The organism is Brevirhabdus pacifica, from assembly GCF_002797755.1.
Classification (GTDB): Bacteria; Pseudomonadota; Alphaproteobacteria; order Rhodobacterales; family Rhodobacteraceae; genus Brevirhabdus; species Brevirhabdus pacifica.
This window is the reverse complement of the sequence record NZ_PGFI01000012.1, coordinates 243,033-267,914: the sequence shown is the minus strand read 5'-3', so window position 1 is coordinate 267,914 and position 24,882 is coordinate 243,033. Positions and strand designations below refer to the sequence as shown.

General features: G+C 67.8%; 19 protein-coding genes. 14 read left to right on the top strand and 5 right to left on the bottom strand.

Annotated features, from left to right (window positions below):
* Positions 1-140: 140 nt before the first annotated feature.
* Both pyc and CLV77_RS10725 read right to left on the bottom strand, forming a co-directional pair.
* Complete coding sequence (gene pyc / locus CLV77_RS10730) at positions 141-3,599, bottom strand: pyruvate carboxylase (RefSeq protein WP_076980561.1); 3,459 nt, start codon at positions 3,597-3,599, stop codon at positions 141-143.
* A gap of 135 nt (positions 3,600-3,734) precedes the next feature.
* Positions 3,735-4,970, bottom strand: coding sequence for an alpha-hydroxy acid oxidase (locus tag CLV77_RS10725; RefSeq protein WP_076980562.1), 1,236 nt, complete (start codon positions 4,968-4,970; stop codon positions 3,735-3,737).
* Positions 4,971-5,178: 208 nt separating this feature from the next.
* Between CLV77_RS10725 and CLV77_RS10720 the strand changes: the two genes are divergently transcribed.
* Positions 5,179-7,572 carry an ATP-dependent helicase gene (locus tag CLV77_RS10720; protein ID WP_076981182.1) on the top strand — a complete coding sequence of 798 codons (2,394 nt, stop codon included), beginning with the start codon at positions 5,179-5,181 and terminating at the stop codon, positions 7,570-7,572.
* Between the two features lie 87 nt (positions 7,573-7,659).
* On the opposite strand, the gene CLV77_RS10715 is transcribed toward CLV77_RS10720, so the two are convergent.
* On the bottom strand, positions 7,660-8,337 hold the full coding sequence (locus tag CLV77_RS10715) for a type 1 glutamine amidotransferase domain-containing protein (protein ID WP_076980563.1): 678 nt from the start codon (positions 8,335-8,337) through the stop codon (positions 7,660-7,662).
* Positions 8,338-9,135: 798 nt separating this feature from the next.
* Positions 9,136-9,342, bottom strand: coding sequence for a DUF1127 domain-containing protein (locus CLV77_RS10710; protein ID WP_076980564.1), 207 nt, complete (start codon positions 9,340-9,342; stop codon positions 9,136-9,138).
* 864 nt (positions 9,343-10,206) lie between these two features.
* Here CLV77_RS10710 and mraZ point away from each other — a divergent pair.
* From mraZ to CLV77_RS10650, 13 genes are all read left to right on the top strand, one after another.
* Complete coding sequence (mraZ, locus tag CLV77_RS10705) at positions 10,207-10,758, top strand: division/cell wall cluster transcriptional repressor MraZ (RefSeq protein WP_076980565.1); 552 nt, start codon at positions 10,207-10,209, stop codon at positions 10,756-10,758.
* Complete coding sequence (rsmH, locus tag CLV77_RS10700) at positions 10,758-11,795, top strand: 16S rRNA (cytosine(1402)-N(4))-methyltransferase RsmH (RefSeq protein WP_076981183.1); 1,038 nt, start codon at positions 10,758-10,760, stop codon at positions 11,793-11,795. Before mraZ ends, rsmH begins: the two co-directional genes overlap by 1 nt.
* Positions 11,792-12,202 carry a cell division protein FtsL gene (gene ftsL / locus CLV77_RS10695; RefSeq protein WP_076980566.1) on the top strand — a complete coding sequence of 137 codons (411 nt, stop codon included), beginning with the start codon at positions 11,792-11,794 and terminating at the stop codon, positions 12,200-12,202. Before rsmH ends, ftsL begins: the two co-directional genes overlap by 4 nt.
* Positions 12,199-13,980, top strand: coding sequence for a peptidoglycan D,D-transpeptidase FtsI family protein (locus CLV77_RS10690; RefSeq protein ID WP_076980567.1), 1,782 nt, complete (start codon positions 12,199-12,201; stop codon positions 13,978-13,980). The genes ftsL and CLV77_RS10690 overlap by 4 nt, the downstream gene beginning before the upstream one ends.
* Before the next feature lie 14 nt (positions 13,981-13,994).
* Positions 13,995-15,503 (top strand): UDP-N-acetylmuramoyl-L-alanyl-D-glutamate--2,6-diaminopimelate ligase, encoded by a 1,509-nt coding sequence (locus tag CLV77_RS10685; protein ID WP_076980568.1) that lies wholly within the window; start codon positions 13,995-13,997, stop codon positions 15,501-15,503.
* Positions 15,500-16,951, top strand: a complete 1,452-nt coding sequence (locus tag CLV77_RS10680) for a UDP-N-acetylmuramoyl-tripeptide--D-alanyl-D-alanine ligase (RefSeq protein WP_076980569.1) — start codon at positions 15,500-15,502, stop codon at positions 16,949-16,951. Before CLV77_RS10685 ends, CLV77_RS10680 begins: the two co-directional genes overlap by 4 nt.
* 8 nt (positions 16,952-16,959) lie before the next feature.
* Positions 16,960-18,045, top strand: coding sequence for a phospho-N-acetylmuramoyl-pentapeptide-transferase (gene mraY / locus CLV77_RS10675; protein WP_076980570.1), 1,086 nt, complete (start codon positions 16,960-16,962; stop codon positions 18,043-18,045).
* A 71-nt stretch (positions 18,046-18,116) separates the two neighbouring features.
* Complete coding sequence (gene murD / locus CLV77_RS10670; RefSeq protein WP_076980571.1) at positions 18,117-19,538, top strand: UDP-N-acetylmuramoyl-L-alanine--D-glutamate ligase; 1,422 nt, start codon at positions 18,117-18,119, stop codon at positions 19,536-19,538.
* A 199-nt stretch (positions 19,539-19,737) separates the two neighbouring features.
* Positions 19,738-20,121 carry a hypothetical protein gene (locus CLV77_RS10665; RefSeq protein WP_085047427.1) on the top strand — a complete coding sequence of 128 codons (384 nt, stop codon included), beginning with the start codon at positions 19,738-19,740 and terminating at the stop codon, positions 20,119-20,121.
* A 78-nt stretch (positions 20,122-20,199) separates the two neighbouring features.
* Positions 20,200-20,424, top strand: a complete 225-nt coding sequence (locus tag CLV77_RS16370) for a hypothetical protein (protein WP_085047426.1) — start codon at positions 20,200-20,202, stop codon at positions 20,422-20,424.
* Positions 20,421-21,884: a TolC family protein gene (locus tag CLV77_RS10660; RefSeq protein WP_076980573.1), complete on the top strand. Its 1,464-nt coding sequence runs from the start codon at positions 20,421-20,423 to the stop codon at positions 21,882-21,884. The genes CLV77_RS16370 and CLV77_RS10660 overlap by 4 nt, the downstream gene beginning before the upstream one ends.
* Before the next feature lie 10 nt (positions 21,885-21,894).
* Positions 21,895-23,265, top strand: a complete 1,371-nt coding sequence (locus CLV77_RS10655) for a multicopper oxidase family protein (protein WP_076980574.1) — start codon at positions 21,895-21,897, stop codon at positions 23,263-23,265.
* 22 nt (positions 23,266-23,287) lie between these two features.
* Positions 23,288-24,028: a copper-binding protein gene (locus tag CLV77_RS10650; protein ID WP_076980575.1), complete on the top strand. Its 741-nt coding sequence runs from the start codon at positions 23,288-23,290 to the stop codon at positions 24,026-24,028.
* 247 nt (positions 24,029-24,275) lie between these two features.
* Here the strand turns inward: CLV77_RS10650 and CLV77_RS10645 are convergent, their stop codons facing one another.
* A complete protein-coding gene (locus CLV77_RS10645) occupies positions 24,276-24,746 on the bottom strand; it encodes a DsrE family protein (RefSeq protein WP_083707839.1) in 471 nt (156 codons plus the stop codon).
* Positions 24,747-24,882: the final 136 nt, after the last annotated feature.

Here is a 24,882-nt window from a genome sequence, read left to right as displayed (position 1 = left end):
CGCATTGTGTTCCCGTTCACTTCACGCCGGATGAACCGGGGCGGGCGGCGCGTGGCCTGAACCGCGCGCCGCCGGGCGTGCCCCGTGAGGTCCCGGTGACGCCGGGAGGCCCGATCGGCCCACGGGCCGAGGGCGGATAGTTACTCCAGCTCGACCAGCAGGTCCTTGGCGTCGATCTGGGTGCCCGGCGTCACATGGACCGCCTTGACGGTGGCGTCCCGCTCGGCGTGGATGCCGGTTTCCATCTTCATCGCCTCGATCGTCAGCAGCAGGTCGCCCTTTTGCACCTTGCGTCCCGCCTGGGCCGCGACGGTGGCGACCGTGCCGGGCATGGGGGCGCCGACGTGATCGGGATTGCCGGTCTCGGCACGCGGACGGCTTGCGGTCGCGGCCTGCACCGCCCGGTCGGCGATGTTGATGACGCGGGGTTGGCCGTTCAGCTCGAAGAAGACCCGGACATGGCCATCGTCGCGGGTCTCGCCCACGGCCTGAAGACGGACCTCGAGGGTCTTGCCGGGGTCGATCTCGGCGGTGATCTCCTCGCCCGGCTCCATGCCGTAGAAGAACGTATGGGTGGGCAGGGCGCGGACGGGGCCGTAATCCTCGTGCCGGGCGACGTAATCCAGAAAGACCTTGGGATACATCAGGTAGCCGTTGAGATCCTCGTCATCGATCTCGATCTCCAGCTTTTCCTCGAGCGCGCGGCGCTCGGCCTCAAGATCCGCAGGCTCCAGCAGCGAGCCGGGGCGCACGGTGATCGGCTTCTCGCCCTTCAGCACCTTTTTCTGGATCGCCTCGGGGAAGCCGCCGTGAGGCTTGCCGACATAGCCCTTCATCAGGGTGACAACGCTTTCGGGGAAGCTGACCTCGGTTTCGGGGTTCAGCACGTCGGCACAGCTCAGCCCCTGGCTGACCATCATCAGGGCCATGTCGCCCACGGTCTTGGCGATGGGCGTGACCTTGATGACATCGCCGAACATCTGGTTCACCTCGGCATAGGTGTGCGCCACCTCGTGCCAGCGGTCTTCAAGGCCCATGCTGCGGGCCTGAGCCTTGAGGTTGGTGACCTGACCGCCGGGCATCTCGTGCAGGTAGACCTCGGACGAGGGGGCCTGAACGCCCGACTCGAAGGCGGCATATTGGGCGCGGACGTTTTCCCAATAATTGTTGATGCTGCGCACCGCCGCCATGTCGAGCCCGGTGGCGCGGTCGGAATGGCGCAGGGATTCGACCAATGTGCCCAAGGGTGCCTGACTGGTGTTGCCCGACAGCGGGTCCATCGCGCAATCGACCGCGTCGGCACCCGCCTCGGCTGCGGCCAGCAGGGTGGCACCCGCGAAGCCTGCGGTGTCATGGGTGTGAACGTGGATCGGCAGGCCGGTTTCTTCCTTGAGGGCCTTGACCAGCAGGCTGGCGGCGGCGGGCTTCAGCAGGCCGCCCATGTCCTTGATACACAGGATGTGGGTGCCAGCGGCCTTCAGCTCGCGGCCCATCTCGACATAATACTTCAGGTCGTATTTCGCCCGCTCGGGGTCCAGCACGTCGCCGGTGTAGCAGATCGCGGCCTCGAGCACCTTGTTCGAGTCCAGCACCGCGTCCATCGACACGCGCATGTTCTCGACCCAGTTCAGCGGATCGAAGACGCGGAACAGATCGATCCCCGTCTCGGCGGCCTGATGCACGAAGGATTGCACCACATTGTCGGGATAGTTGGTGTAGCCCACCCCGTTCGAGCCGCGCAGAAGCATCTGTGTCATCAGGTTCGGCATGGCCGCGCGCAGGTCGCGCAGGCGCTGCCACGGGCATTCCTGCAGGAAACGGTAGGCCACGTCGAAGGTGGCCCCGCCCCAGCATTCCACGCTGAAAAGCTGCGGCAGGTTGGCGGCATAGGCGGGCGCCACGCGGATCATGTCGACCGAGCGCATGCGGGTCGCCAGCAGCGACTGGTGGCTGTCGCGCATGGTGGTGTCGGTGACCAAAAGTTGCTTCTGGGCCAGCATCCAGTCGGCCACGGCCTGCGGGCCCTCACGCTCCAGCAGGGTGCGGGTGCCTTCGGGCAGCGCGCCGCCTGCGGGTGAGGCGGGGCCGGTCGCGGGCAGGGGCGCGCGGGGGGCGCGGACCTCGGCGGGGCGGGCGCGGCCCTTGGTCTCGGGGTGGCCGTTGACGGTGACGTCGGCGATATAGGTCAGGATCTTGGTCGCCCGGTCGCGCCGCTTGGCAAAGTTGAAAAGCTCGGGCGTCTGGTCGATGAATTTCGTGTGGTATTCGTTGTTCAGGAAGGTCGGGTGCTTGAGCAGGTTCTCGACGAAGGCGATGTTGGTCGACACGCCCCGGATGCGAAATTCGCGCAGGGCCCGGTCCATGCGGGCGATCGCGGCCTCGGGGGTGGGGGCCCAGGCGGTGACCTTTTCCAGCAGGCTGTCGTAGTAGCGGGTGATGACCGCGCCCGAATAGGCGGTGCCGCCGTCAAGGCGGATGCCCATGCCGGTTGCACCGCGATAGGCGGTGATGCGGCCGTAATCGGGTATGAAATTGTTCTGCGGATCCTCGGTGGTGATCCGGCATTGCAGGGCGTGGCCGTCAAGGGTCACGTCATACTGGGTGGCGGTGCCGGTGGCCTCGACCAGACTCTTGCCTTCGGCGATCAGGATCTGGGCGCGGACGATGTCGATGCCGGTCACCTCTTCGGTGACGGTATGCTCGACCTGAACGCGGGGGTTCACCTCGATGAAGTAGAACTCGCCCGAGTCCATATCCATCAGGAACTCGACCGTGCCCGCGCATTCGTAATTCACATGCTCGCAGATCTTCTTGCCAAGATTGCACAGGTGTTCGCGCTGCGTGTCCGACAGATAGGGGGCGGGGGCGCGTTCCACGACCTTCTGGTTGCGCCGCTGGACCGAGCAGTCGCGTTCCCACAGATGGTAGATGTTGCCCTGACTGTCGCCGAGGATCTGCACCTCGACATGGCGGGCACGCAGGATCATCTTCTCCAGATAGCCCTCGCCGTTGCCGAAGGCGGCCTCGGCCTCGCGGCGGCCTTCGCGGACCTTTTCTTCCAACTCGTCCTCGGAGGCGATCGGGCGCATGCCGCGCCCGCCGCCGCCCCAGCTGGCTTTCAGCATCAGCGGATAGCCCACTTCGGCGGCCTCGGCGCGGATCTTGTCCATGTCGTCGCCCAGCACCTCGGTGGCGGGGATGACCGGCACGCCGGCCTCGATGGCGACGCGGCGGGCGCTGGCCTTGTCGCCCAGCTTGCGCATGGTCTCGGCGCGCGGGCCGATGAAGCGGATGCCGGCGGCGTCGCAGGCGTCGACCAGCTCGGGGTTTTCCGACAGAAGGCCATAGCCGGGGTGGATGGCGTCGGCGCCGGACATGCGGGCGACGCGGATGATCTCCTCGATCGACAGATAGGCCGAGACGGGGCCCATGCCCTCGCCGATCCGGTAAGCCTCGTCGGCCTTGAAGCGGTGCAGCGACAGCTTGTCTTCTTCGGCGTAGACGGCGACGGTGCGTTTGCCCAGTTCGTTGGCGGCGCGCATCACGCGGATGGCAATCTCGCCCCGGTTCGCGATGAGGATCTTGGAGAATTCGGCCATATGGTCCTTGCCCTTTCTGCTCCGGCGGCGGCGCCGGATCGTGAGGTGATGCGTGTCGGATGCGTCTCCGGGCGCATGGGGCCCGGGGGCGTCTTGCTGCAGTGCGGCTAACCTAGGCGGACAGCGCCGCCGGGATCAAGCTGTCTTCGGCGCCGGACGGGGGACGGGGCCCCGGGTGGCGCCCGCGACGGGCGCGGCCATCGGGGGGAAGGCGCCGACATGCGCCAGGCGGTCGCGGGCCTCGACCGGGCGGGCGACGCCGATCTGGCCGAGGGTCGAGATGATGTCCTCGGTCAGGATATGGGCGGCGTGGGCCGCGCCCTTGGCCCCGAAGGCCCCGAGTCCGTAATGGAAGGCCCGGCCCAGCATGACGAAATCGGCCCCAAGCGCGATGGCGCGCACGATATCGAGGCCCGAGCGGATGCCCGAATCGAAGATCAGCGGGTAGTCGGGGCCCACCGCCGCCCGCACTGCCGGCAGCACCGAGACCGAGGAGGGCGACGCGTCGAACTGCCGCCCCGAGTGGTTCGAGACCCAGGCCGCCGCCACACCCATGTCGCGCAGGCGCAGGGCGTCGGCGGGCTCCATCACGCCCTTGACGATGACCGGCCCGTCCCATTCGCCGAGCGTCTCGGCGAGGTAGTCCCAGTCAGGAGCGGTGCGGAGCAGGTAGCCCATGTGCTTGGTCGAATCGAGCGAACCCTCGGGCCGCTCGGCCAGGAAGCGGGCGTAATCCTCCATCAGGCGCAGGCGGGGCCGGCCGTGGCGCAGGGTGCCCAGCGCCCAGGCAGGGCGCATCGCGACCTGGGCCAGGATCGACGGCGAGATCTTCATCGGCTGGTTGAGATGGGCGCGGCGCTGACGCTCGCGCCGGGCAGGGGCGGGAATGTCGGCCGTCACGACAAGGGTGTGGAAGCCGCACTCGCGCGCCCGGCGCAGGATGTCGCGGCGCACATCGGTATCGCGGGTCGGGTAAAGCTGGAACCAGCCCTGGTCGCCGATATGGGGTTTGACCGTGTCGGGCAGGTGGCAGGCGACGGTGGAAAGCCCGTAGGGAATGCCCAGATCGCGGGCCAGGGCGGCCAGGATCATCTCGGCCCCGGGCCAGATCATCCCCGACATGCCCACCGGCGCCACCCCGAAGGGCAGCGGATAGTCGCGGCCCAAGAGCGTCGTGCGCAGGTCGGGCGCCACCTCGCCGCGCAGGATCGCGGGGGTGAGCAGGACCCGGTCGAGATCCTCCTCGTTGCGGGACTTGGTGGTTTCCTCGCCGGTCGCGCTGTCAAGATATTCCCATGCGAAATGCGGGATCCGCCGTTTCGCACGCCGCCGCAGATCGGAGATCGCGGGATAATCGAGATCCAGGTCCATGCGCGTTTTTTGCAGCCGGTTCGCGCCTTGGCAAGTGGGCTTGTCCGCCTCCGGCGGGGATATTTGGGCGACAATGAAGGGGGCGGCACCGCCCCTGGTTGAACCGGGCGCGGCCGAAGCGGCCGGGGGGTGAGCGGGCCGGGGCGGGGCAGACGAACAATAGAAGAACAAACTTTAAACTTCCGCGCCGAGCCCCTATCATGTGCCCATGAGCGATTTTGACGATATCGACGCGTTCGACGGCGCTGCGGCGGCCAGCCTCTCGGCGCGGGCAATGGCGGCGCGGCCGGCGCCCTACCTGGACGATCTGAACCCCGCGCAGCGCGCGGCGGTCGAGGCTTTGGACGGGCCCGTGCTGATGCTGGCGGGGGCGGGCACGGGCAAGACCAAGGCCCTGACCACGCGCATCGCGCATCTTCTGAATTCGGGCCGGGCGTGGCCGAATGAGATCCTGGCCGTGACCTTCACCAACAAGGCCGCGCGCGAGATGAAGACGCGCGTCGGCCGGCTTTTGGGCCAGGCCGTCGAGGGGGTGCCATGGCTGGGCACGTTCCACGCGATCTGCGTCAAGCTGCTGCGCCGCCACGCGGAGCTGGTGGGGCTGAAATCCAGCTTCACCATTCTGGACACCGATGACCAGATCCGCCTGCTCAAGCAGCTGATCGCGGCGGCACAGATCGACGAGAAGCGTTGGCCCGCCCGACAGCTGGCGCATATCATCGACGGCTGGAAGAACCGCGCCTGGACGCCGGCGAACGTGCCTGCTTCGGAGGGCACCGCCTACAACGGGCAGGGGGTGCCCCTTTACGCCGCCTACCAGGAGCGGCTTCGGACCCTGAACGCGGTGGATTTCGGCGACCTGCTGCTGCATGTCGTCACGATCTTCCAGACCCACGAGGATGTGCTGGAGCAGTATCGCCGCCGCTTCAAATACATCCTGGTGGACGAGTATCAGGACACCAATGTCGCCCAATACCTATGGCTGCGCCTGCTGGCGCAGGGGCATCGCAACATCTGCTGTGTCGGCGACGACGACCAGTCGATCTATGGCTGGCGCGGGGCCGAGGTTGGCAACATCCTGCGGTTCGAGAAGGACTTCCCGGGCGCCACGGTGGTCCGGCTGGAACAGAACTACCGCAGCACGCCGCATATCCTGGCCGCCGCCTCGGGCGTCATCGCGGCCAACAAGGGGCGGTTGGGCAAGACCCTGTGGACCGCCGAGACCGAGGGCGAGAAGCTGCGCCTGATCGGTCATTGGGATGGCGAGGAGGAGGCCCGCTGGATCGGCGAGGAGGTCGAATCGCTGCAGCGGGGCAGCCGCGGGATGGAGCCGGTGTCGCTGGACGCCATGGCGATCCTGGTCCGCGCCAGCCACCAGATGCGCGCCTTCGAGGACCGGTTCCTGACCATCGGGCTACCTTACCGGGTGATCGGGGGGCCGCGATTCTACGAGCGGATGGAGATCCGCGATGCCATGGCCTATTTCCGCGTGGCCACCAGCCCCGAGGATGACCTGGCCTTCGAGCGGATCGTCAACACCCCCAAGCGCGGGCTGGGTGACAAGGCCCAGCAGAAGATCCAGCAGGCGGCCCGCTCCAACGGGGTCAGCCTGGTAGAGGGCGCGCGGATCCTGCTGCAGGCCAAGGGGCTGGGCGGCAAGGGGGCGGGAGAGTTGCAGCGCCTGGTCGAGGGGATCGGCCGCTGGCACGGGGCGATCCTGGACGGGCGGCAGAGCCATATCGAGATCGCCGAGACGATCCTGGAGGAATCGGGCTACACCGAGATGTGGCAGAACGACAAGACGCCCGAGGCGCCGGGCCGGCTTGACAACCTCAAGGAACTGGTCAAGGCGCTGGAAAACTTCGACAATCTTCAAGGATTTCTGGAGCATGTCAGCCTGGTGATGGACAACGAGACCGACGCCGGCGAGGAGAAGGTCAGCATCATGACCCTGCATGCCGCCAAGGGCCTTGAGTTCCCGGTGGTGTTCCTGCCGGGCTGGGAGGATGGCCTGTTCCCCTCTCAGCGGTCGATGGATGAAAGCGGCCTGAAGGGTCTGGAGGAGGAGCGGCGGCTGGCCTACGTGGGCATCACACGGGCCGAGCAGCTTTGCACCATTTCCTTTGCCGCCAACCGGCGGGTCTTTGGCCAGTGGCAATCGGCGCTGCCGTCGCGCTTCATCGACGAGCTGCCCGAGGCCCATGTCGAGGTGCTGACCCCGCCGGGGCTTTACGGCGGGGGCTACGGGGCGGCGGGCATGGCGACCAGCGCCTCGCCGGCCAGCGTCGGCATCGGATCGGACCTGCACGAGAAGGCCAGCCGCGCGGATGTCTACAACTCTCCGGGCTGGCGGCGGATGCAGAGCCGGGCGAGCGAGCGGGGCATGTCCCAGCCGCGCGAAAGCCGCAACGTGGTAATCGACCTCGAGGCGGTGAGCGCCTTTTCCGAGGGCGACCGGGTCTTCCACCAGAAGTTCGGCTATGGAGCCGTGGCGGGGATTGAGGGCGACAAGCTGGAGATCGCCTTCGACAAGGCCGGCACCAAGAAGGTCGTGGCCCGTTTCGTGGTCGCGGCGGCCGAGGCGGGCGACGTGCCCTTCTAGGGTCTCGCCCCGAAAGCCGGGTGCCCGAATGCAAAGGGCCGCCGCCCCGATGGGGGACGGCGGCCCGGTATGCCAGAGCTTCGGCGCTTACTTCAGCAGGTTCAGCAGCTCTTTCGCGGCCTCTTCCGAGGAGGCGGGATTCTGGCCGGTGACCAGCTTGCCGTCCACAACCACGAAGGAGCCCCAGTCGGCACCCTTCTCGTATTTGCCGCCCTTCTCCTGAAGCATGTCCTCCAGCAGGAAGGGGACCACGTCGGTGAGGCCGACAGCCTCTTCCTCGGTGTTGGTGAAGCCGGTGACGCGGCGGCCCTTGACCAGCGGCTCGCCGTCCTTGCCCGTGACGTGGCGGAACACCGCCGGGGCGTGGCAGACCGCGCCGACGGGGCGATCCGAATGGGCGAAGCTTTCGATCAGACGGCGGCTTTCGTCGGATTCGGCCAGGTCCCACATCGGGCCGTGGCCGCCGGGGAAGAAGACCGCGTCATATTCATCGGCGTTGATCTGCGACAGGGGAACGGTGTCGGCCAGGGCCTTCTTGCCCTCTTCATCTTCCTTGAAGCGGCGGGTCGCGTCGGTCTGCGATTCCTCGGCGTCGGACTTGGGGTCGACCGGGGGCTGGCCGCCCTTGGGCGAGGCCAGGGTGATCTCGGCGCCGGCGTCGCGCAGCACATAGTAGGGGGCGGCGAATTCCTCGAGCCAGAAGCCGGTTTTCTCACCGGTGTCGCCAAGCGTGTCGTGGGAGGTCAGAACCATCAGGATCTTCATGTCGTATCCTTTCCGTCGCCGGCCGGGCCGGCGCATTTTCTATGGGGCGGGCGGAGGGCATGATGCGGCGCCCGCACCCTTGGGTGTCGAGGGCTTTACCTAGGTCCGGAAGGCCGGATTGCCACCCGCGGAGGCGGTTTTCCCCGCGTCATCCGCGCGGGTTTTCCGGCTTTTGCGCAAGGGCGCGCGCGGCGTCATCCCGAACAGCGCGGGATGGCGTGCAAATCAAGCTTGAAGAGGGATCTTTGGCGGCGACGCGCCAAGGGAGGAGAAGCGCGTCGCCGCAGATCACGACCCTGCCAAGGGAGGAGCAGCAAGGTCGAGCCGGTCACGGAAGGCGGGCGGCGGCGCCGCCCGGGTCCCGTATCCATGTGGACCCGAGGGTCCGAATTCGCGCGGCGACCGGTGAGGGAGGTCACGGGCCGCCGCCTTGATCACAGCTGCCCCAGGGAGGAGGGGCGCCGTTCTCGGGCACAGGCCAGGCAGGGAGGTGCCCGGCTTCTGTGTTCGCGTGGATCCTGGGATCCGTAGTGTCGGCGACCACATCCAGGGAGGAGGAAGATGTCATCGCCACATCCGCGCGGCCCAGGGAGGAGGGCGTTGCGGAAACCATCGAACTTTAGGGCGACGGCATCCTGCAGGGAGGAGCGGGATACCGTCGCCGTAACCGCCGGACCCAGGGAGGAGGGCTTTGGCGGATCACTTGTTACTTTGGGCGACGGCCTCGTTCAGGGAGGAGAAGAGGCCGTCGCCGTATCCGCCGTGCCCAGGGAGGAGGGCGTAGGCGGAATTCCTTGATCAGTTGCCGTAGGCGGCTTCGCGGGCCAGGCCGCGGATCGCGCTGCGGTGGATGCCCAGATCGGCCAGCTCGCGGGCCGACAGCTGGTTCAGCTCGCGCACGGTGCGGGTGTAGACGGCGCGGCGGTTGTATGCGGCGACGAGGCGCTCAAGCAGGGTCCCTTCGGGGTGGCCGGCTGCGGCGCGGATGGGTTCGACATATGCCATGTTCAGGCTCCTTCTGCTCGGCGGCGGGGCGGGTCGCTTGGGACCGTCTGTTGCCTCGCCGTCTGTTGAGATTGAAAATAGGCATTTGCTGCGCCGCCGCAATCCCGCCCATGATCAATGCCGCTATGCAGCAATTGCATAACAAGGGCTGACCCATTTGCGGGGGGCTCGTCTGTTCCCGCGTGCGCGCGCGTGGGCTGCGGGGAAGCATGGGGTGAAAAGGCCTCAGGCCGCGATGGGGAAGGGGCGGCGAATCCTTTCCATGGGAAATCACGGTCGGAATCGCGATCCCGCGGCCCTGGAGGGGACCATGTCAGGGCCCAGCGGTGGGCGCCCGCATGCAGGTTCCGGATATGTTCTGGTGGGGGATGGGACGGGGGCGGATTTTTATGGGAAAACGTGGCCCGCCAAGTCTTCCTACATCTAGTGGGTAAGTGCTTAACCATACACCACCGGCGGTTTTGTGTCGCGCTAACCCGGCACCAGATGATGTTTTTGAGCATCAATTCCCGCAAGCGGTAGGGTAAATTCCCATGAAAAGGGGTTGATTGGCATGGGATCCCACAGTATCACTGAATACACGATGAGGACGGGCTATTAAGGGGCATCACAAGAACCCCAGAGGCACCAAGTCAGGTTTCATACAGGCACCCGATTTCATCGAACCAAGAGATCCGGCGCGCGGGCGAGCAGACATCCCCCCAGGTGGCGCGCGCAGCTGGACAACCCCGGAGACGGGATGAGGGACGGCGGATCATGCACTGGCAGCAGCATGAGCCGCCGTTTCCGCTTCCGGCCCCCGAATGCGGCGGGCGGGCAGGCGGACAGGCGAACGGGACGAGGTAACAAAAAGGGCCGCGCAAAGTGGCACGCAGGTTCAGAGGCGAAAGCCAGCACAAGGTCGACAAGAAGGGGCGGGTATCCATACCGGCCTCGTTTCGTCGTGTCCTGGTGCAGGGCGACACCGACTCTGACGGCGAGAATCCCAATGTCGTGATCGTCTACGGCGACCATCGCCGCAATTACCTTGAATGCTATACCATGGCCGCCATGGACGAGGTCGACGACATGATCGCCCGCCTGCCGCGCGGCTCGAAGAACCGGCGCATGCTGGAGCGGCTGTTCAGCGGCCAGTCCCACCAGACCCAGGTTGACGACACCGGCCGCCTGGTCCTTCCCCAGAAGCTTCGCGAGAAGATCGGCATCGACGACGAGGCCTTCTTCGTGGCGACTGGCGACACGTTCCAGATCTGGAACCCCGCCGCCTACGAGGAAGACGCCCGCAAGACCGAGGAATGGCTGGACGACCTGCCCGATGATTTCGATCCGCTGACGCTGCTTGACGGCGCCAGCCCCGAGGCGGCCCCGGAAACACCTGGTCCCGACGCATCTGCGGGCGACACGGGGTCCGAATGATGGCCGGCCCGGCTTCGGATACCCCTCGCAAGGCCCCTCACATCCCTGTTCTGCTGCGGCCGATCCTTGGTATCGCGGCCCCCGTAAGCGGCACTTGGCTGGACGGCACCTTTGGTGCGGGCGGCTATGCCCGTGGTTTGCTGGATGCCGGCGCCGAACGTGTGATTGCTGTCGATCAGGACCCCATGGTCTTCGAGATGGCGCGCGCCTGGGCCGGGGAATACGGGGCCACCGAGGAGGGTGGCGAGGACAGTCGCCTGGTCTTCCGCCACGGCAATTTCGCCAACCTCGATGAGTATGCCCAGGACCTGGACGGCATCGTGCTGGACCTGGGGGTCTCGTCGATGCAGCTCGACATGGCCGACCGGGGCTTTTCCTTCAGCCGCTCGGGCCCCCTCGACATGCGCATGAGCCAGTCCGGCCCCACCGCCGCCGACCTGGTGAACACGGCCGAGGAATCCGAGCTGGCGGATATTCTTTACGGCTATGGGGAGGAGCGGGCCTCGCGCCGCATCGCCCGCGCCATCGTCGCCAAGCGCCCCTTCACGACGACGGGAGAGCTGGCTGAGGTGATTCAGTCGGTGCTGCCGCGCCCGAAGCCCGGCCAGAGCCACCCGGCGACCCGCAGCTTCCAGGCCATCCGCATCGCCGTCAACGACGAGCTGGGCGCCCTGGTGCGTGGCATGGAAGCGGCCGAGCGCGCCCTGCGCCCCGGCGGCGTGCTGGCCATCGTCACCTTCCATTCGATCGAGGACCGCATCGTCAAACGTTTCTTTCAGGCTGGCACCGGCAAGGCGGGGCGGGCCAACCGCTATGCCCCCGAGGCGCCCGAGCAGGTGGCAACGTTCGAGAACCTGACCCGCCGCGCCGTGGCCCCCGACGAGGACGAGCTTGCCGACAACCCGCGCGCCCGCTCGGCCCGGCTTCGGATGGGCCGGCGCACAGAGGCGCCCGCGCGCGCCCCCGATCGGGGCAACCTGGGCGTGCCCGGCATCGCCCGACTGGACGACAAGGACAGCGAGAGGAGCGGACAATGAGGGGCCTTTTCTACGCGCTGAGCGCGATCGCCGTCATGGGCCTGGCCTTCTGGGCCTACCGCGAAAACTACCGCACCCAGCAAAGCCTGCGGGATGTCGCGGCGCTTCAGTCGCAGATCGGCGACCTGCGCGAGGCGCTGGCGGTGCAGCGGGCCGAGTGGGCCTATCTCAACCGGCCCGAGCGCCTGCGCGAGCTGGCCGAGCTGAACTGGGAGCGGCTGAACCTGATCCCCCTGTCGCCCGACCATTTTGGCGACCTGCAACTGGTGGTCTTCGCCGACGAGGCGCCCGCCAACCTTCTGCCCGCCGATGAGGACGAGGGCGACGACGCCCCCGCCATGGCCGGGCTGAACGTCAGCGACGCGGTCGCGGTGCGTGGCACCCTGGGCGGCGAGGCCGCGCGATGACCCGCATCCCGCTGCGCCCGCTGGCGCGTATTCTCAACGCCCGCGCCTCCGGCGAGAACCCCGACCTGATCGAGCGCGAGAACATCGCCCGGCGCCACGAGGCCATGCGCGACAAGCAGCGCCACCAGGCCGAGGGCCGGCTGGTGGTGATGGCGGTCGTCTTCACGGTCGCCTTCTCTGTCGTGGGCATGCAGAACTTCAAGCTGGCGGCGACCGAACCCACCGAACCGCGCGCGGCGGTCTCGACCTCGCCCATCGCGGCGCAGCGCGCCGATATCACCGACCGCAATGGCCGGGTGCTGGCGACCAACCTTCTGACCTACTCGCTTTACGCCCAGCCGCACCTGATGACCGACAAGGAACGTTCGGCCAGCGAGCTTGCGGCGATCTTCCCGGACCTGAAGGAAGAGGACCTGCTGCGGCGGTTCAACTCTTCGATCAAGTTCATGTGGATCAAGAAGAAACTCTCGCCCGAGCAGAAGCAGGCGGTGCATGACATCGGTGATCCCGGCCTGCTGTTCGGCCCGCGCGAGATGCGGCTTTATCCCAACGGGCGGCTGGCGGCTCACGTGCTGGGCGGGACCAGCTTCGGCCGCGAGGGCGTCCATTCCGCCGAGGTGATCGGCACCGCCGGCATCGAACGCGCCTTTGACGAGCGTCTGCGCGACCCGGCCCGTCCCGATCCGCTGAAACTGTCCATCGACCTGACCGTGCAATCGGCCGTCCGTCAGGTGCTTTACGGCGGCATGAAGATCATGAACGCCAAGGGTGCTACGGCGGTCCTGATGGATGTGCGCACGGGCGAGGTCATCAGCCTGACCAGCCTGCCCGATTTCGACCCCAACGACCGCCCACAACCGGCGCTTCAGGGCGATCCCTCGGACAGCCCGCTTTTCAACCGCGCGGTGCAGGGGGTCTATGAGCTGGGTTCGACATTCAAGGTCTTTGCCGCCGCCCAGGCGCTGGACCTTGGCCTTGCCAACCCGGACACGCTTTACGCCACCAAGGGGCCGCTGACGTGGGGCCGCTACCGGATCCGGGATTTCCACGATTACGGCCCCGAGCTTTCGGTCACCGACATCATCGTCAAGTCCTCGAACATCGGGACGGCACGGATCGCCATGCAGATCACCGGCGCGCGGCAGAAACCCTTCCTGGCCAGCCTCGGCCTGCTGGAGGCCACGCCGATCGAATTGTCGGAGGCGCCCAGCGGCCGCCCCCTGACGCCAGAGCGCTGGTCCGAAATCTCGACCATGACGATCAGCTATGGCCACGGCATCTCGACCAGTCCGGTGCACCTGGCGGCGGCCTATGCCAGCATCCTGAACGGCGGCACCCGGGTGAAGCCGACCCTGCTGCGCCGGGATGCGCCGCAGAAGGGCGACCGGGTCGTGTCGCAGAAAACCTCGGCCGCGATGGGCGGCATCCTGCGCCAGGTGGTCAGCCGCGGCACCGCCAGCCAGGGCGATGTCGAGGGCTACGCCGTCGGGGGCAAGACCGGCACCGCCGACAAGCCCAAGCCGCGCGGCGGCTATTACAAGGACCGGGTGATCGCTACCTTCGCCTCGGCCTTCCCCAGCCATGATCCCAAGTACGTGCTGATCGTGACCCTGGACGAGCCGACCGAGACATCGGGCACCAAGCCCCGCCGCACCGCCGGCTGGACAGCCGTTCCCGTGGCCGCCGAGATCATCCGCCGGGCAGCTCCGCTGTTGGGATTGCGACCCGAGATTGAACCCGACAAGGCCTTTGAGGTAACACGCGTCAGCAGCAACTGACGCGAGCGGGGAAAATGGCGGTCGAGCACAGCGGAAAAAGGCTTTCGGAGCTGGGTCTGGCCGCCCGGAACGGGCGTGACGTGACCGTGACGGGCGTTTCGGTGGACAGCCGCGAGGTCAAGCCGGGTCACCTTTTCGTCGCGATGCCGGGCAGTCAGCGACATGGCGCCGATTTCATCACCTACGCGCTGCGCATGGGCGCGGCCGCGGTTCTGACCGATGCCGAGGGGGCGAAGATCGCCGCCGAGGTGCTGGCGGAATCGGAGGCGGTGGTGATCGTGGCCCAGGATCCGCGCCAGGCGCTGGCCTATGCCGCGGCCCTGTGGTTCGGCGCCCAGCCCGAAACCATGGTCGCCGTCACCGGCACCAACGGCAAGACATCGGTCGCAAGCTTCGTGCGCCAGATCTGGATCGCGCTGGGGCACCAGGCGGCCAACCTGGGCACCACCGGGGTCGAGGGGGCGTTCACCGCCTCCACCGCCCACACCACGCCCGAGCCCGTCACCCTGCACCGTCTGCTGGCCGAGATGGCCGGGGCCGGTATCACCCACGCGGCGATGGAGGCATCTTCCCACGGGTTGGAGCAGCGCCGCCTCGACGGGGTCGTCCTGAAGGCCGGGGCGTTCACCAACTTCAGCCAGGACCACCTGGATTACCACGCCGGGTTCGATGAGTATTTCGCCGCCAAGGCGGGCCTGTTCAACCGGGTGCTCCTCGAGGGTGCCACCGGCGTCATCAACCTCGATGCCCAGCGCGGCCGCGAGATGGCCGCCGAGGCCGAGGGCAGAGGCCTCGAGCTTATCACCACGGGGCGTGACCAGGCGGCCCACCTGCGCCTGACGGGACAGCGTTTCGACGCGACCGGCCAGGAGGTGCTGTTCAGCTGGCAGGGCGACGCGCAGCGCGTGCGCCTTGAACTGATCGGCGGCTTCCAGGCCGAGAACGTGCTGGCCGCCGCCGGGCTGGTCATTGCCGCCGGGGAAGAGGCCACAGACGTGTTCCGTGCGCTGCCGGAACTGGTGACCGTGCGCGGCCGGATGCAACTGGCCGCGACCCGCGAGAATGGCGCCTCGGTCTTCGTCGACTACGCCCACACGCCCGACGCGCTGGAAACCGCGCTGAAGGCCCTGCGCCCGCATGTCATGGGCCGGCTGATCGTGGTCTTTGGCGCCGGTGGCGACCGGGACCGGGGCAAGCGACCCCTGATGGGCGCGGCCGCCGCGGCCAATGCCGACGTGGTCTTCATCACCGACGACAATCCCCGCAGCGAAGAACCCGCAAGCATCCGCGCCATGGTGCGCGAGGGGGCGGAGGGTGCAGGCTCAAGCGCCGAGATCACCGAGGTCGGCGACCGGGCCGAAGCGATCCTGCGCGGTGTCGATGCCCTTCAGCCGGGCGACGCGCTGCTGATCGCGGGCAAGGGCCATGAAACCGGCCAGATCGTCGGCGACGATGTCTTTCCCTTCGACGATGCCGAGCAGGCCAGCGTCGCCGTCGCCGCACTTGATGGAGCCAGCGCATGAGCATCCCCCTCTGGACCGCTGCCGACGCGGCCGCCGCCACTGGCGGGCGCGCCACGACCGACTGGCAGGCGGGCGGCGTCTCGATCGACACGCGCGCGCTGGCGCCGGGGGATCTGTTCGTGGCTCTCAAGGATGTGCGCGACGGGCATGATTTCGTGGCCGACGCGCTGGCCGCCGGGGCTGCGGCGGCCCTGGTCTCGCGCATTCCCGAGGGGCTGGACGAAAGCGCGCCCCTGCTGGTCGTCGATGATGTGCTTCCCGCGCTTGAGGCGCTGGGCCGCGCGGGCCGTGCCCGGGCCCGCGCCCAGGTCATCGGCGTCACCGGCTCGGTCGGCAAAACCTCGGCCAAGGAGATGCTGCGCGCCGTGCTGGGCGGGCAAGGGCAGGTCCATGCCGCCGAGAAAAGCTTCAACAATCACTGGGGCGTGCCGCTGACCCTGGCGCGGCTGCCGCAGGACGCCGATTTCGCCGTGATCGAGATCGGCATGAACCACCCAGGCGAGATTGCGCCCCTGTCGATCATGGCGCGCCCCCACGTGGCGCTGATCACCACCGTGGCCGCCGCCCATCTCGAGGCGTTCGCCTCCGTGGCCGAGATCGCCCGCGAGAAGGCGGCAATCTTCGAGGGGCTGGAGCCGGGCGGCGTTGCCGTCGTCAACGCCGACCTCGACGAGACGCCGATCCTGGCCCGTGCCGCCGAAGCCCGTCCCGCGGCCGGTCCGGTCATCGCCTTCGGCCAGGCCGACGGCGCCCAGTATCGCCTGATCGATCTGGTCACCGCCCCCGATCACACGGTCTGCCGGGCCCTGACCCCCGAGGGGGAGCTTCTTTACAAGGTCAACTCTCCGGGGCGACATTTTGCGATGAACGCCCTGGGCGTGATGGCCGCCGCCACCTCCGTCGGCGCCGATCCGGGCATCGCTTCGGGCGATCTGGGCCGCTGGCAGCCGCCGGCCGGGCGTGGAACCCGCGAACGGCTGGTGCTGGACCGGGTGGAAAGCGCGCAGACGCTGGACCTGATCGACGACGCCTTCAACGCCAACCCGGCCTCTCTGGGTGCCGCGCTGGACGTGCTGGCGGCCTCGGCGCCTCAGGATGGGCTGGGCCGCGTGCGGGCAGGGCGGCGCCTGGCCATCCTGGGCGACATGCTGGAACTGGGCCCGCAGGAGGTCGAGCTGCACCGCGCCGTCGCCCGCCACCCGGCCATGGCCCGGCTGGACCGCGTGCATTGCGTCGGCCCCCGGATGCGGGAGCTGTGGCAGGATCTTCCCGGCGAGCTACGTGGCGAATGGTGCGAGACCGCCGAGGAAATGGCCGAGCGTGCGCGCGGGCTGATCGATGCCGGCGACGTCGTCCTGGTCAAGGGATCGAAAGGATCGCGCGTTTCACTCGTCGTTGACGCTATCCGCAAATTGGGCCAAGCGCTGCCCTCGGAAACCGAAGGATAAACACACTCATGCTTTACTGGTTGACGGAGCTCTCGGACGGGGGCGACCTTTTCAACCTGTTCCGGTACATCACATTCCGGGCAGGCGGGGCGTTCTTCACCGCGCTGGTCTTCGGCTTCCTGTTCGGCAGGCCCCTGATCAACCTGCTGAAACGCCGCCAGCGCAATGGCCAGCCCATCCGCGAGGACGGGCCGGAAAGTCACCTGCTGACCAAGGCGGGCACCCCCACCATGGGCGGCGTGCTGATCCTGGGCGCCATCGTGGTGGCGACGGTCCTCTGGGCGCGCTGGGACACCCCCTATGTCTGGATCGTGCTGTTCGTCACCATGTCCTTCGGCGCGGTGGGTTTTGTCGACGACTACCAGAAGATCACCCAAAGCCATGCCGCCGGCGTGCCGGGCCGTGTGCGCCTGGCGATCGGCTTCGTGATCGCGGGGATCGCGGCCTATCTTGCCTCGCTGGTGCACCCGGCAGAGCTGACGAACCAACTGGCCGTGCCGGTCTTCAAGGACGCGCTGCTGAACCTGTCGTGGTTCTTCCTGCCGTTTGCGATGTTCGTCATCGTGGGCTCGGCCAACGCGGTCAACCTCACGGACGGGCTGGACGGGCTGGCGATCATGCCGGTGATGATCGCCTCGGCCGCGCTGGGCGTCATCGCATATGCCGTCGGCCGGGTCGACTTTTCCGAGTATCTGGACGTGCATTACGTGCCGGGGACGGGCGAGATCCTGATCTTCTGCTCGGCACTGATCGGGGGCGGGCTGGGCTTTCTTTGGTATAACGCGCCGCCGGCCGCCGTCTTCATGGGCGACACCGGCAGCCTTGCCCTGGGCGGCGCCCTGGGCGCCATCGCCGTGGCCACCAAGCACGAGATCGTTCTGGCCATCGTCGGCGGCCTTTTCGTGGTCGAGGCCCTGTCGGTCATCATCCAGGTCCTCTACTTCAAGCGGACCGGCAAGCGCGTGTTCCTGATGGCCCCGATCCACCACCATTTCGAAAAGAAGGGCTGGGCCGAGCCGCAGATCGTGATCCGCTTCTGGATCATCTCGCTGATCCTGGCGCTGATCGGCCTGGCGACGCTGAAACTGCGCTGATCGCGCGCTGAAACCACGCGGGCCGGACCGGGGGCTTCCCGGCCGGCCGATCTGGCTAAAGGGGCACGGGGATGATTCCTGTCAGGGGCTACAAGGATTGCCGCGTCGCGGTTCTGGGGCTGGGCCGTTCGGGCCTGGCCACCGCGCGGGCGCTGGTGGCCGGCGGCGCGACGCCGCTGTGCTGGGACGACAGCCCCGAGGGCCGCGCCCGGGCCGAGGGAGAGGGCTTTGCCCTGCTGGATCCCGCGCGCCCCGACGCCTGGGACGAGATTGCGTTGCTGGTCGTCTCGCCGGGGATCCCCCACCTTTATCCCCGCCCCAACCCCGTCATCGCCGCCGCCTGGGAGGCGGGGGTGCCGGTGGACAACGACATCGGCCTTTTCTTCCGCTCCTTCGCGACGCCGGACTGGGACAGCATGGACCAGATTCCGAAGGTCGTGGCGGTCACCGGCTCGAACGGCAAATCCACCACATCGGCGCTGATCCACCACGTGCTGGAGGCCGAGGGCCGCGCGACCCAGCTTGCGGGCAACATCGGCCGCGGCGTGCTGGACCTGGATCCCGCCGCCAATGGCGATGTGGTCGTGCTGGAGCTTTCCAGCTACCAGACCGACCTGGCACGGGCCCTCACCCCCGACATCGCGGTCTTCACCAACCTCAGCCCCGACCACCTGGACCGCCACGGCGGGCTGGGCGGTTATTTCGCGGCCAAGCGGCGGCTTTTCACCGAGGGCGGGCCCGACCGCGCCGTGATCGGCGTCGACGAGAACGAAGGCCGGTTCCTGGCCAACGTCCTGGCCGAGACCCCGGGCGACGACCGGGTCATCCGCATCTCGACCCAGCGCAAGCCGTCGGGTGCCGGCTGGCAGGTGGTCGCCCGCAAGGGGTTCCTGAGCGAATGGCGCAAGGGCCGGCAGGTCGCCTCGATCGACCTGCGCGCGGTGCCGGGCCTGCCGGGCGAGCACAACCACCAGAACGCCTGCGCGGCCTATGCCGTCGCCCGGTCGCTGGGCCTCAACCCGCGCCGGATCGAGGCCGCTTTCCACAGCTTCGCCGGGCTGCCCCACCGCTCCCAGCGGATTGGCGAGAAGGACGGCGTGGTCTACGTCAACGACTCCAAGGCCACCAACGCCGACAGCGCCGCCAAGTCGCTCCAGGCCTTCGGCCGTATCCGCTGGATTGCCGGCGGTCTGGGCAAGGAAGGCGGGCTTGGCCCGCTGCTGCCCCACGTGGGCAGCGTCGCCAAGGCCTATCTGATCGGTCACAGCGCGCGGGACTTCGCGCTGGAACTGGGTGCCGACGTTCCCCATGAGATCTGCGAGACGATGGACGTCGCCGTCGCCCGTGCCGGCGCCGAGGCCGAGCCGGGCGACACCGTCTTGCTGGCCCCCGCCGCCGCCAGCTTCGACCAGTACAAGGATTTCGAGATGCGCGGCGCGGATTTCACCGCCCGCGTGCGCTCCCTGATCGATCCCGACGCCCCGCAAGGCTGAAGCCACCGGGGCAGGGGCTGGCGCACGTCCTTGCGCGGCCGCTGTCTTCGGGTGTCTTCTGATGGGCGCTGGCGCTGACTGGCCCCGACCCGCTGGCTGATGGCCGGCGGGATACGGCTCAGGCACAATCGTGCTCAGGGCACTTCGGCCATGCAGAATCCATCTTGCCGAATCTCGCGCCGCTCCTCCTAGTGGCGCCATGCTGACCCTTGTTGCTTCAGTTCGGTCTCTTCCTGCGCTGCTCCTGACCCTGACCTTGGGTTTGGTGCTGGCCGGGGTCGTGCCTGCAAGCGCGCGGGGGGATTACGTGTGCAAGGTCGCGGGTCATGGTGACCATGTTCATCCGGCCTTATTGGCCACTCTTGACGTCGCACCCTCCGGTCATGAAACCACGGACCATCTGCCTGCGGCGGTCGGCGGCGACCACGATGGGTGCATCGGGGCGTCGGCTTGGCAGCACGGCGGCCAGTTCGGCACCGCGCGCCGCCTGACATTCGCGCACCCCGCCTGGTTCGGCGCCGCCGCCGGCCGGGACGCGTTCCCGCCCTTCGCGGGCGAGCTGCACCGCCCCCCCAACGCCTGAATCGACTTCGCTCGCGCGGGATGTCCGGCCTGATGTCGGCTTTCGCTTCTTGACGACTGTTCGGTTCAGGAGATCCGATTGAAACTTCTTTCCCTTGCGGCCCTGCCGCTGGTGGTTGCCGGTTGCGCGCCGGTGGCCACGCTGCCCGATCCCGCGCCCATGCTGCAGGCCGCTCAGCCCGTCCAGCTTGCCCCAACCGCATCGACCGCGCGTCTGGTGGATTACACGCCCCGCCGTGCATCCACGCCCCAGTCCTGGCGGGAGCTGAACGACCGGCAATCCCGGACGGGGAGGCAGCCATGAAGCGCGCGACCCTCGCCACGACGGCCTGTGCGCTGGTCCTTTCGGCCTGCGCCTCGACCGAGCAGCGCAGCTTCCTGTCCGACAGGCAGGCGGGTTTCGCCACGGTCGCCAGTCGCACCAGCGCCGTCACCGGCAGCCAGCCCGCCTGGGCCCAGTCCACGGCCGACGTGCAAAAGAACGCGGCCCGCGTCTCGACCCTCGTGCGGGGCAAGACCATCGGGCCCGACACGGCGGTCCAGGTGGCCTTGCTGAACAACCGCGGGCTCCAGGCAGCCTATGCCGAGATCGGCCTCAGCTCTGCCGAGGTCTGGCAGACCACGATGCGGCCCAACCCGACGCTGTCCGTCGGGCTGACCGGGTTGGGGGCCGAGGCGTTGCTGGTTCGCGCCATCGAGGCGGCGGTCGCCACCAACCTCCTGGCCCTGAGGACCCAGAAACGCAGGACTGCCATCGCCGAGACCCGGTTTCGCCAGGCCCAGCTGGTCGCGGCCGAGGCGACCCTGGCCGTGGCGCACGAAACCCGGCTGGCCTGGATCAACGCGGTCGCGGCCTTCGAGCAGGCCCAGCTGATCGGCGAGGCGCAGAGCACCGCCGAGGCCGCGGCGGAACTGGCCGCCGAACTGGGCCGAACCGGGTTCCTGAACGCCGCCGACCAGACCCGCGAGTTTGCCTTCGAGTCCGAGCTTGCCGGACAGCGCGCCGAGGCGCGGCTTGCCGCAAGGCAGGCCAAGGAGGCGCTGACGCGGGTGATGGGGCTTTGGGGGGCCGATCTGGACTACTACGTCCCCGACCGCCTGCCGGCGCTGCCGGCCATCCGGCCCCGCGCGAAGATCGAGGCCGAGGCGCTCACGCGCAGGGTCGACCTGGCCGTCGCCCGGCTGGAGCTTGAGGCGGTGGCGCGGGAGTTCGACCTGACGGAGGCGACGCGCGTGCTCAGCGACCTGGACCTGGTGACCGGGGTGGAGATCGAGCGCGAGCGTGAGGATGGCGCGACCAGAACCGCGGCCACCGGCCGGGTGGAGATCGACTTTCCGATCCCCATCTTCGACAGCGGTGAAGCGCGCCGGCGCAAGGGCGAACTGACCTACCTGCGCGCGGCACACCAGCTGGCGGGGCAGGCCGTCGCGGTCCGCTCCGAGGCCCGCGCCGCCCACGACGCCTGGGTCGGTTCGCACGAGATCGCGCGCCATTACCGCAGCGCGGTCCTGCCGCTTCGGCGCCAGATCGAGCGGGAATCCCTTCTCAGCTACAACGGCATGATCACCAACACCTTCGAGTTGATCGCCGATACCCGCGCGCGGCTGGGGTCGAGCCAGGCCGAGGCCCAAGCGCGGGCCGCCTTCTGGCGTGCCGATACCGCGCTGGGGGCGGCGATACACGGTGGCGGGTCGGCCGGATCCGGCACCGGGGGCGGTGCGGCCGCCCCCGTCCAGGCACAGGCCGGCGGCGCCGGACATTGAGGAAAGCAACATGATCAAAAGAAGAAACCTCCTGACCGGCGGCGCCACGTTGGTGGCAAGCTCGGCCCTGGCGCGCACCTCCACCACCGGCCTGCCCGAGGCGGCCTTTGCCCAGGACGCCTCGACACAGGTGCCGCCGCGCCCGGCGACAGGGCGCGACTACAACCCCGTGGTCACGCTGAACGGCTGGTCCTTGCCCTTCCGGATGAATGGCAACGTCAAGGAATTCCACCTCGTGGCCGAACCCGTCGAACGCGAGATTGCAGACGGCATGATTGCCCGTCTGTGGGGCTACAACGGCCAGTCCACCGGCCCGACGATCGAGGCCGTGGAAGGCGAGCGGGTGCGCATTTTCGTCACCAACCGCCTGCCGGAACACACCAGCGTGCATTGGCACGGGCTGATCCTGCCCTCGGGCATGGACGGGGTCGGCGGGCTGAGCCACAAGGCGATCCCGCCGGGCAGGACCTATGTCTACGAGTTCGACCTGACCAAGTCCGGCACCTTCATGTACCACCCCCACGCCGACGAGATGGTGCAGATGGCGATGGGGATGATGGGGCTGTTCATCGTGCACCCGAAGGATCCGTCCTTCATGCCGGTGGACCGGGACTTCGCCTTCCTGCTGAACGCATTCGACATCGTGCCCGGCACCTTCATGCCCCGGGTCATGACCATGGCGGATTTCAACCTCTGGTGCTGGAACAGCCGCATGTTCCCGGATCTCGACCCGCTGGTGGTGAACCAGGGGGACCGGGTGCGCGTGCGGGTGGGCAACCTGACCATGACCAACCACCCGATCCATATGCACGGCTATGATTTCGAGGTAACCTGCACCGATGGCGGCTGGGTGCCGAAAAGCGCCCGCTGGCCCGAGGTGTCCATCGACATCCCGGTCGGCGCCATGCGGGCATACGAGTTCGACGCCGTACACCCCGGCGACTGGGCGATCCACTGCCACAAGTCGCACCACACGATGAATGCCATGGGCCACGACGTGCCGACCTTCATCGGCGCCGACAAGCGCCGGGTGGCAGAGATCATTCGCCGGCACCAGCCCGAGTACATGCCCATGGGCACCGCCGGCATGGCCGACATGGGCGAGATGTCGATGGAACTGCCCGAGAACACGGTGCCGATGATGACCGGCTGGGGCCCCCACGGCCCGATCGAGATGGGCGGCATGTTCTCGGTCGTGAAGGTCCGCCCCGGCATCGCCGCAGACGATTACTCGGATCCGGGCTGGTACGAGAACCCTCCCGGAACCGAGGCATGGGAATGGACCGGGGAGCTTCCCGATCCCGCCCGGCAGGCTTCGGCCACCACTACGATTACCTCGCCCCCCGCGACGGCCGGTCACGGCAGCGGCCACGGGCATTGAACAGCAGAAAAAGGAACGCGACATGAAATACCTGATGATGGCCATGGCCCTCGTAATAACCGCCGGCGCGGCTTTCGCCGCCGGCTCCGGCGATCACGGCCACGCCGAGGGCCACGCCATGGGCCGCCCCGGCACCGCCCAGCAGGTCACCCGAGAGGTCGAGATCACGATGATCGAAACCGATGGCGGCATGGCCTATGAGCCGGCCGCGCTGGAAATCGCCCAGGGCGAGACACTGCGCCTGAAGGTGCGCAACGCGGGCGAGATGCCCCACGAGATCGTGCTCGACACCCCCGCAAAGAACGCCGAGCACGGCGCGCTGATGGCCCGGTTCCCCGAGATGGAGCACGAAGACCCCCACGCGCTGAGGCTCGAACCCGGCGCCGAAGGCGAAATCGTCTGGACCTTCGAGACCGCCGGAACCTTCGAGTTCGCCTGCCTGATCCCCGGCCATGCCGAGGCCGGGATGCGCGGACCGATCACCGTCAGCGCGCCCGCGCCAGCCCAAGCCCAAGCTCAAGCTCAAGCCGCTGCGGCGGTCCCGGCCGCGGTCTTTACCAAGGGCACGGTGAAGAAACTGGACAAGGCCAAGTCGAAGGTGACGATCATCCACGAAGAACTCGTGACCCTCGACATGCCGGCGATGACGATGGTGTTCGAGGTCCCCGACGCCACCATTTTCGCCCGGCTCTCCGAAGGCCAGAAGATCGAGTTCGTCGCCGACCGGGTCAAGGGCAAGCTGACCGTCACCGGGCTGAAGTGAGGCCGGTCGATCCGGCCTGACCCTCGGCTGGGTCCGGAGGCCGTCACCCTGGCTCAACTGCCCCCGGTCCCTCGCAATCGATGCAGGCAGGCCACACCCTCGGGTGTGGCCTGTCGCAGATGCGGAACGTCTTGTGGGGCAAGGGGCGCTGCCCCCTCTGTGCGGACCGGGCGTCACACACTCTCCGAAACGAAAATGGGCGCCCCGGTGGGGCGCCCGTGTCACTGCTCTGACCTGCCTGATCCGATCAGGGCTTGATGTAGGTGAAGCCCTGCTGCTGAAGGTGCGACAGCTCGGCCACGCCGGAGGGAACGATGTCATCCTCGAACACTTCGAAGAGGTCGTTCTCGTAGCTGATCTTGCGGCCGACGAGGGTGTTGTTGCAGACGTTGAAGGCGACCGACTGGGCCTTCAGGTTGGTGATGTCCATCTGCAGCGACTGGTTCTGCTTGGCGGACTTGAGCATGTTGACGCCATTGCCGTGCAGGACGACCTTGATCTCCATGTTCTCGGCGCCGACGGCGTTGATGTGGTTCTGGATGTTGCGCATGGCACCGCGCCACTTCTTGTCCTCTTCACCACCATTGTAGTTGATGTGGTAGACGACCTTCTGCTTGCCGTAACGCTCGCTCGGGGCGGCATCGGCGCTGGTTGCGCCGCCGATCGAGACCAGGGCGACTGCGAGTGCGGCGATTGCCATCTTGATTTTGCTGAACATCTTCGTTCCTCCCGTTTCAGATGTCGTGCGGTCCCGGTCGGGGCCGCCTCGGGATCACCCTAGCCAGCCGCTGTCGGAACTCGCCAGCCGGGGCAAAGCCTTGGGAGTGCCAGTGTATACCCTAGGTTTATCGTAA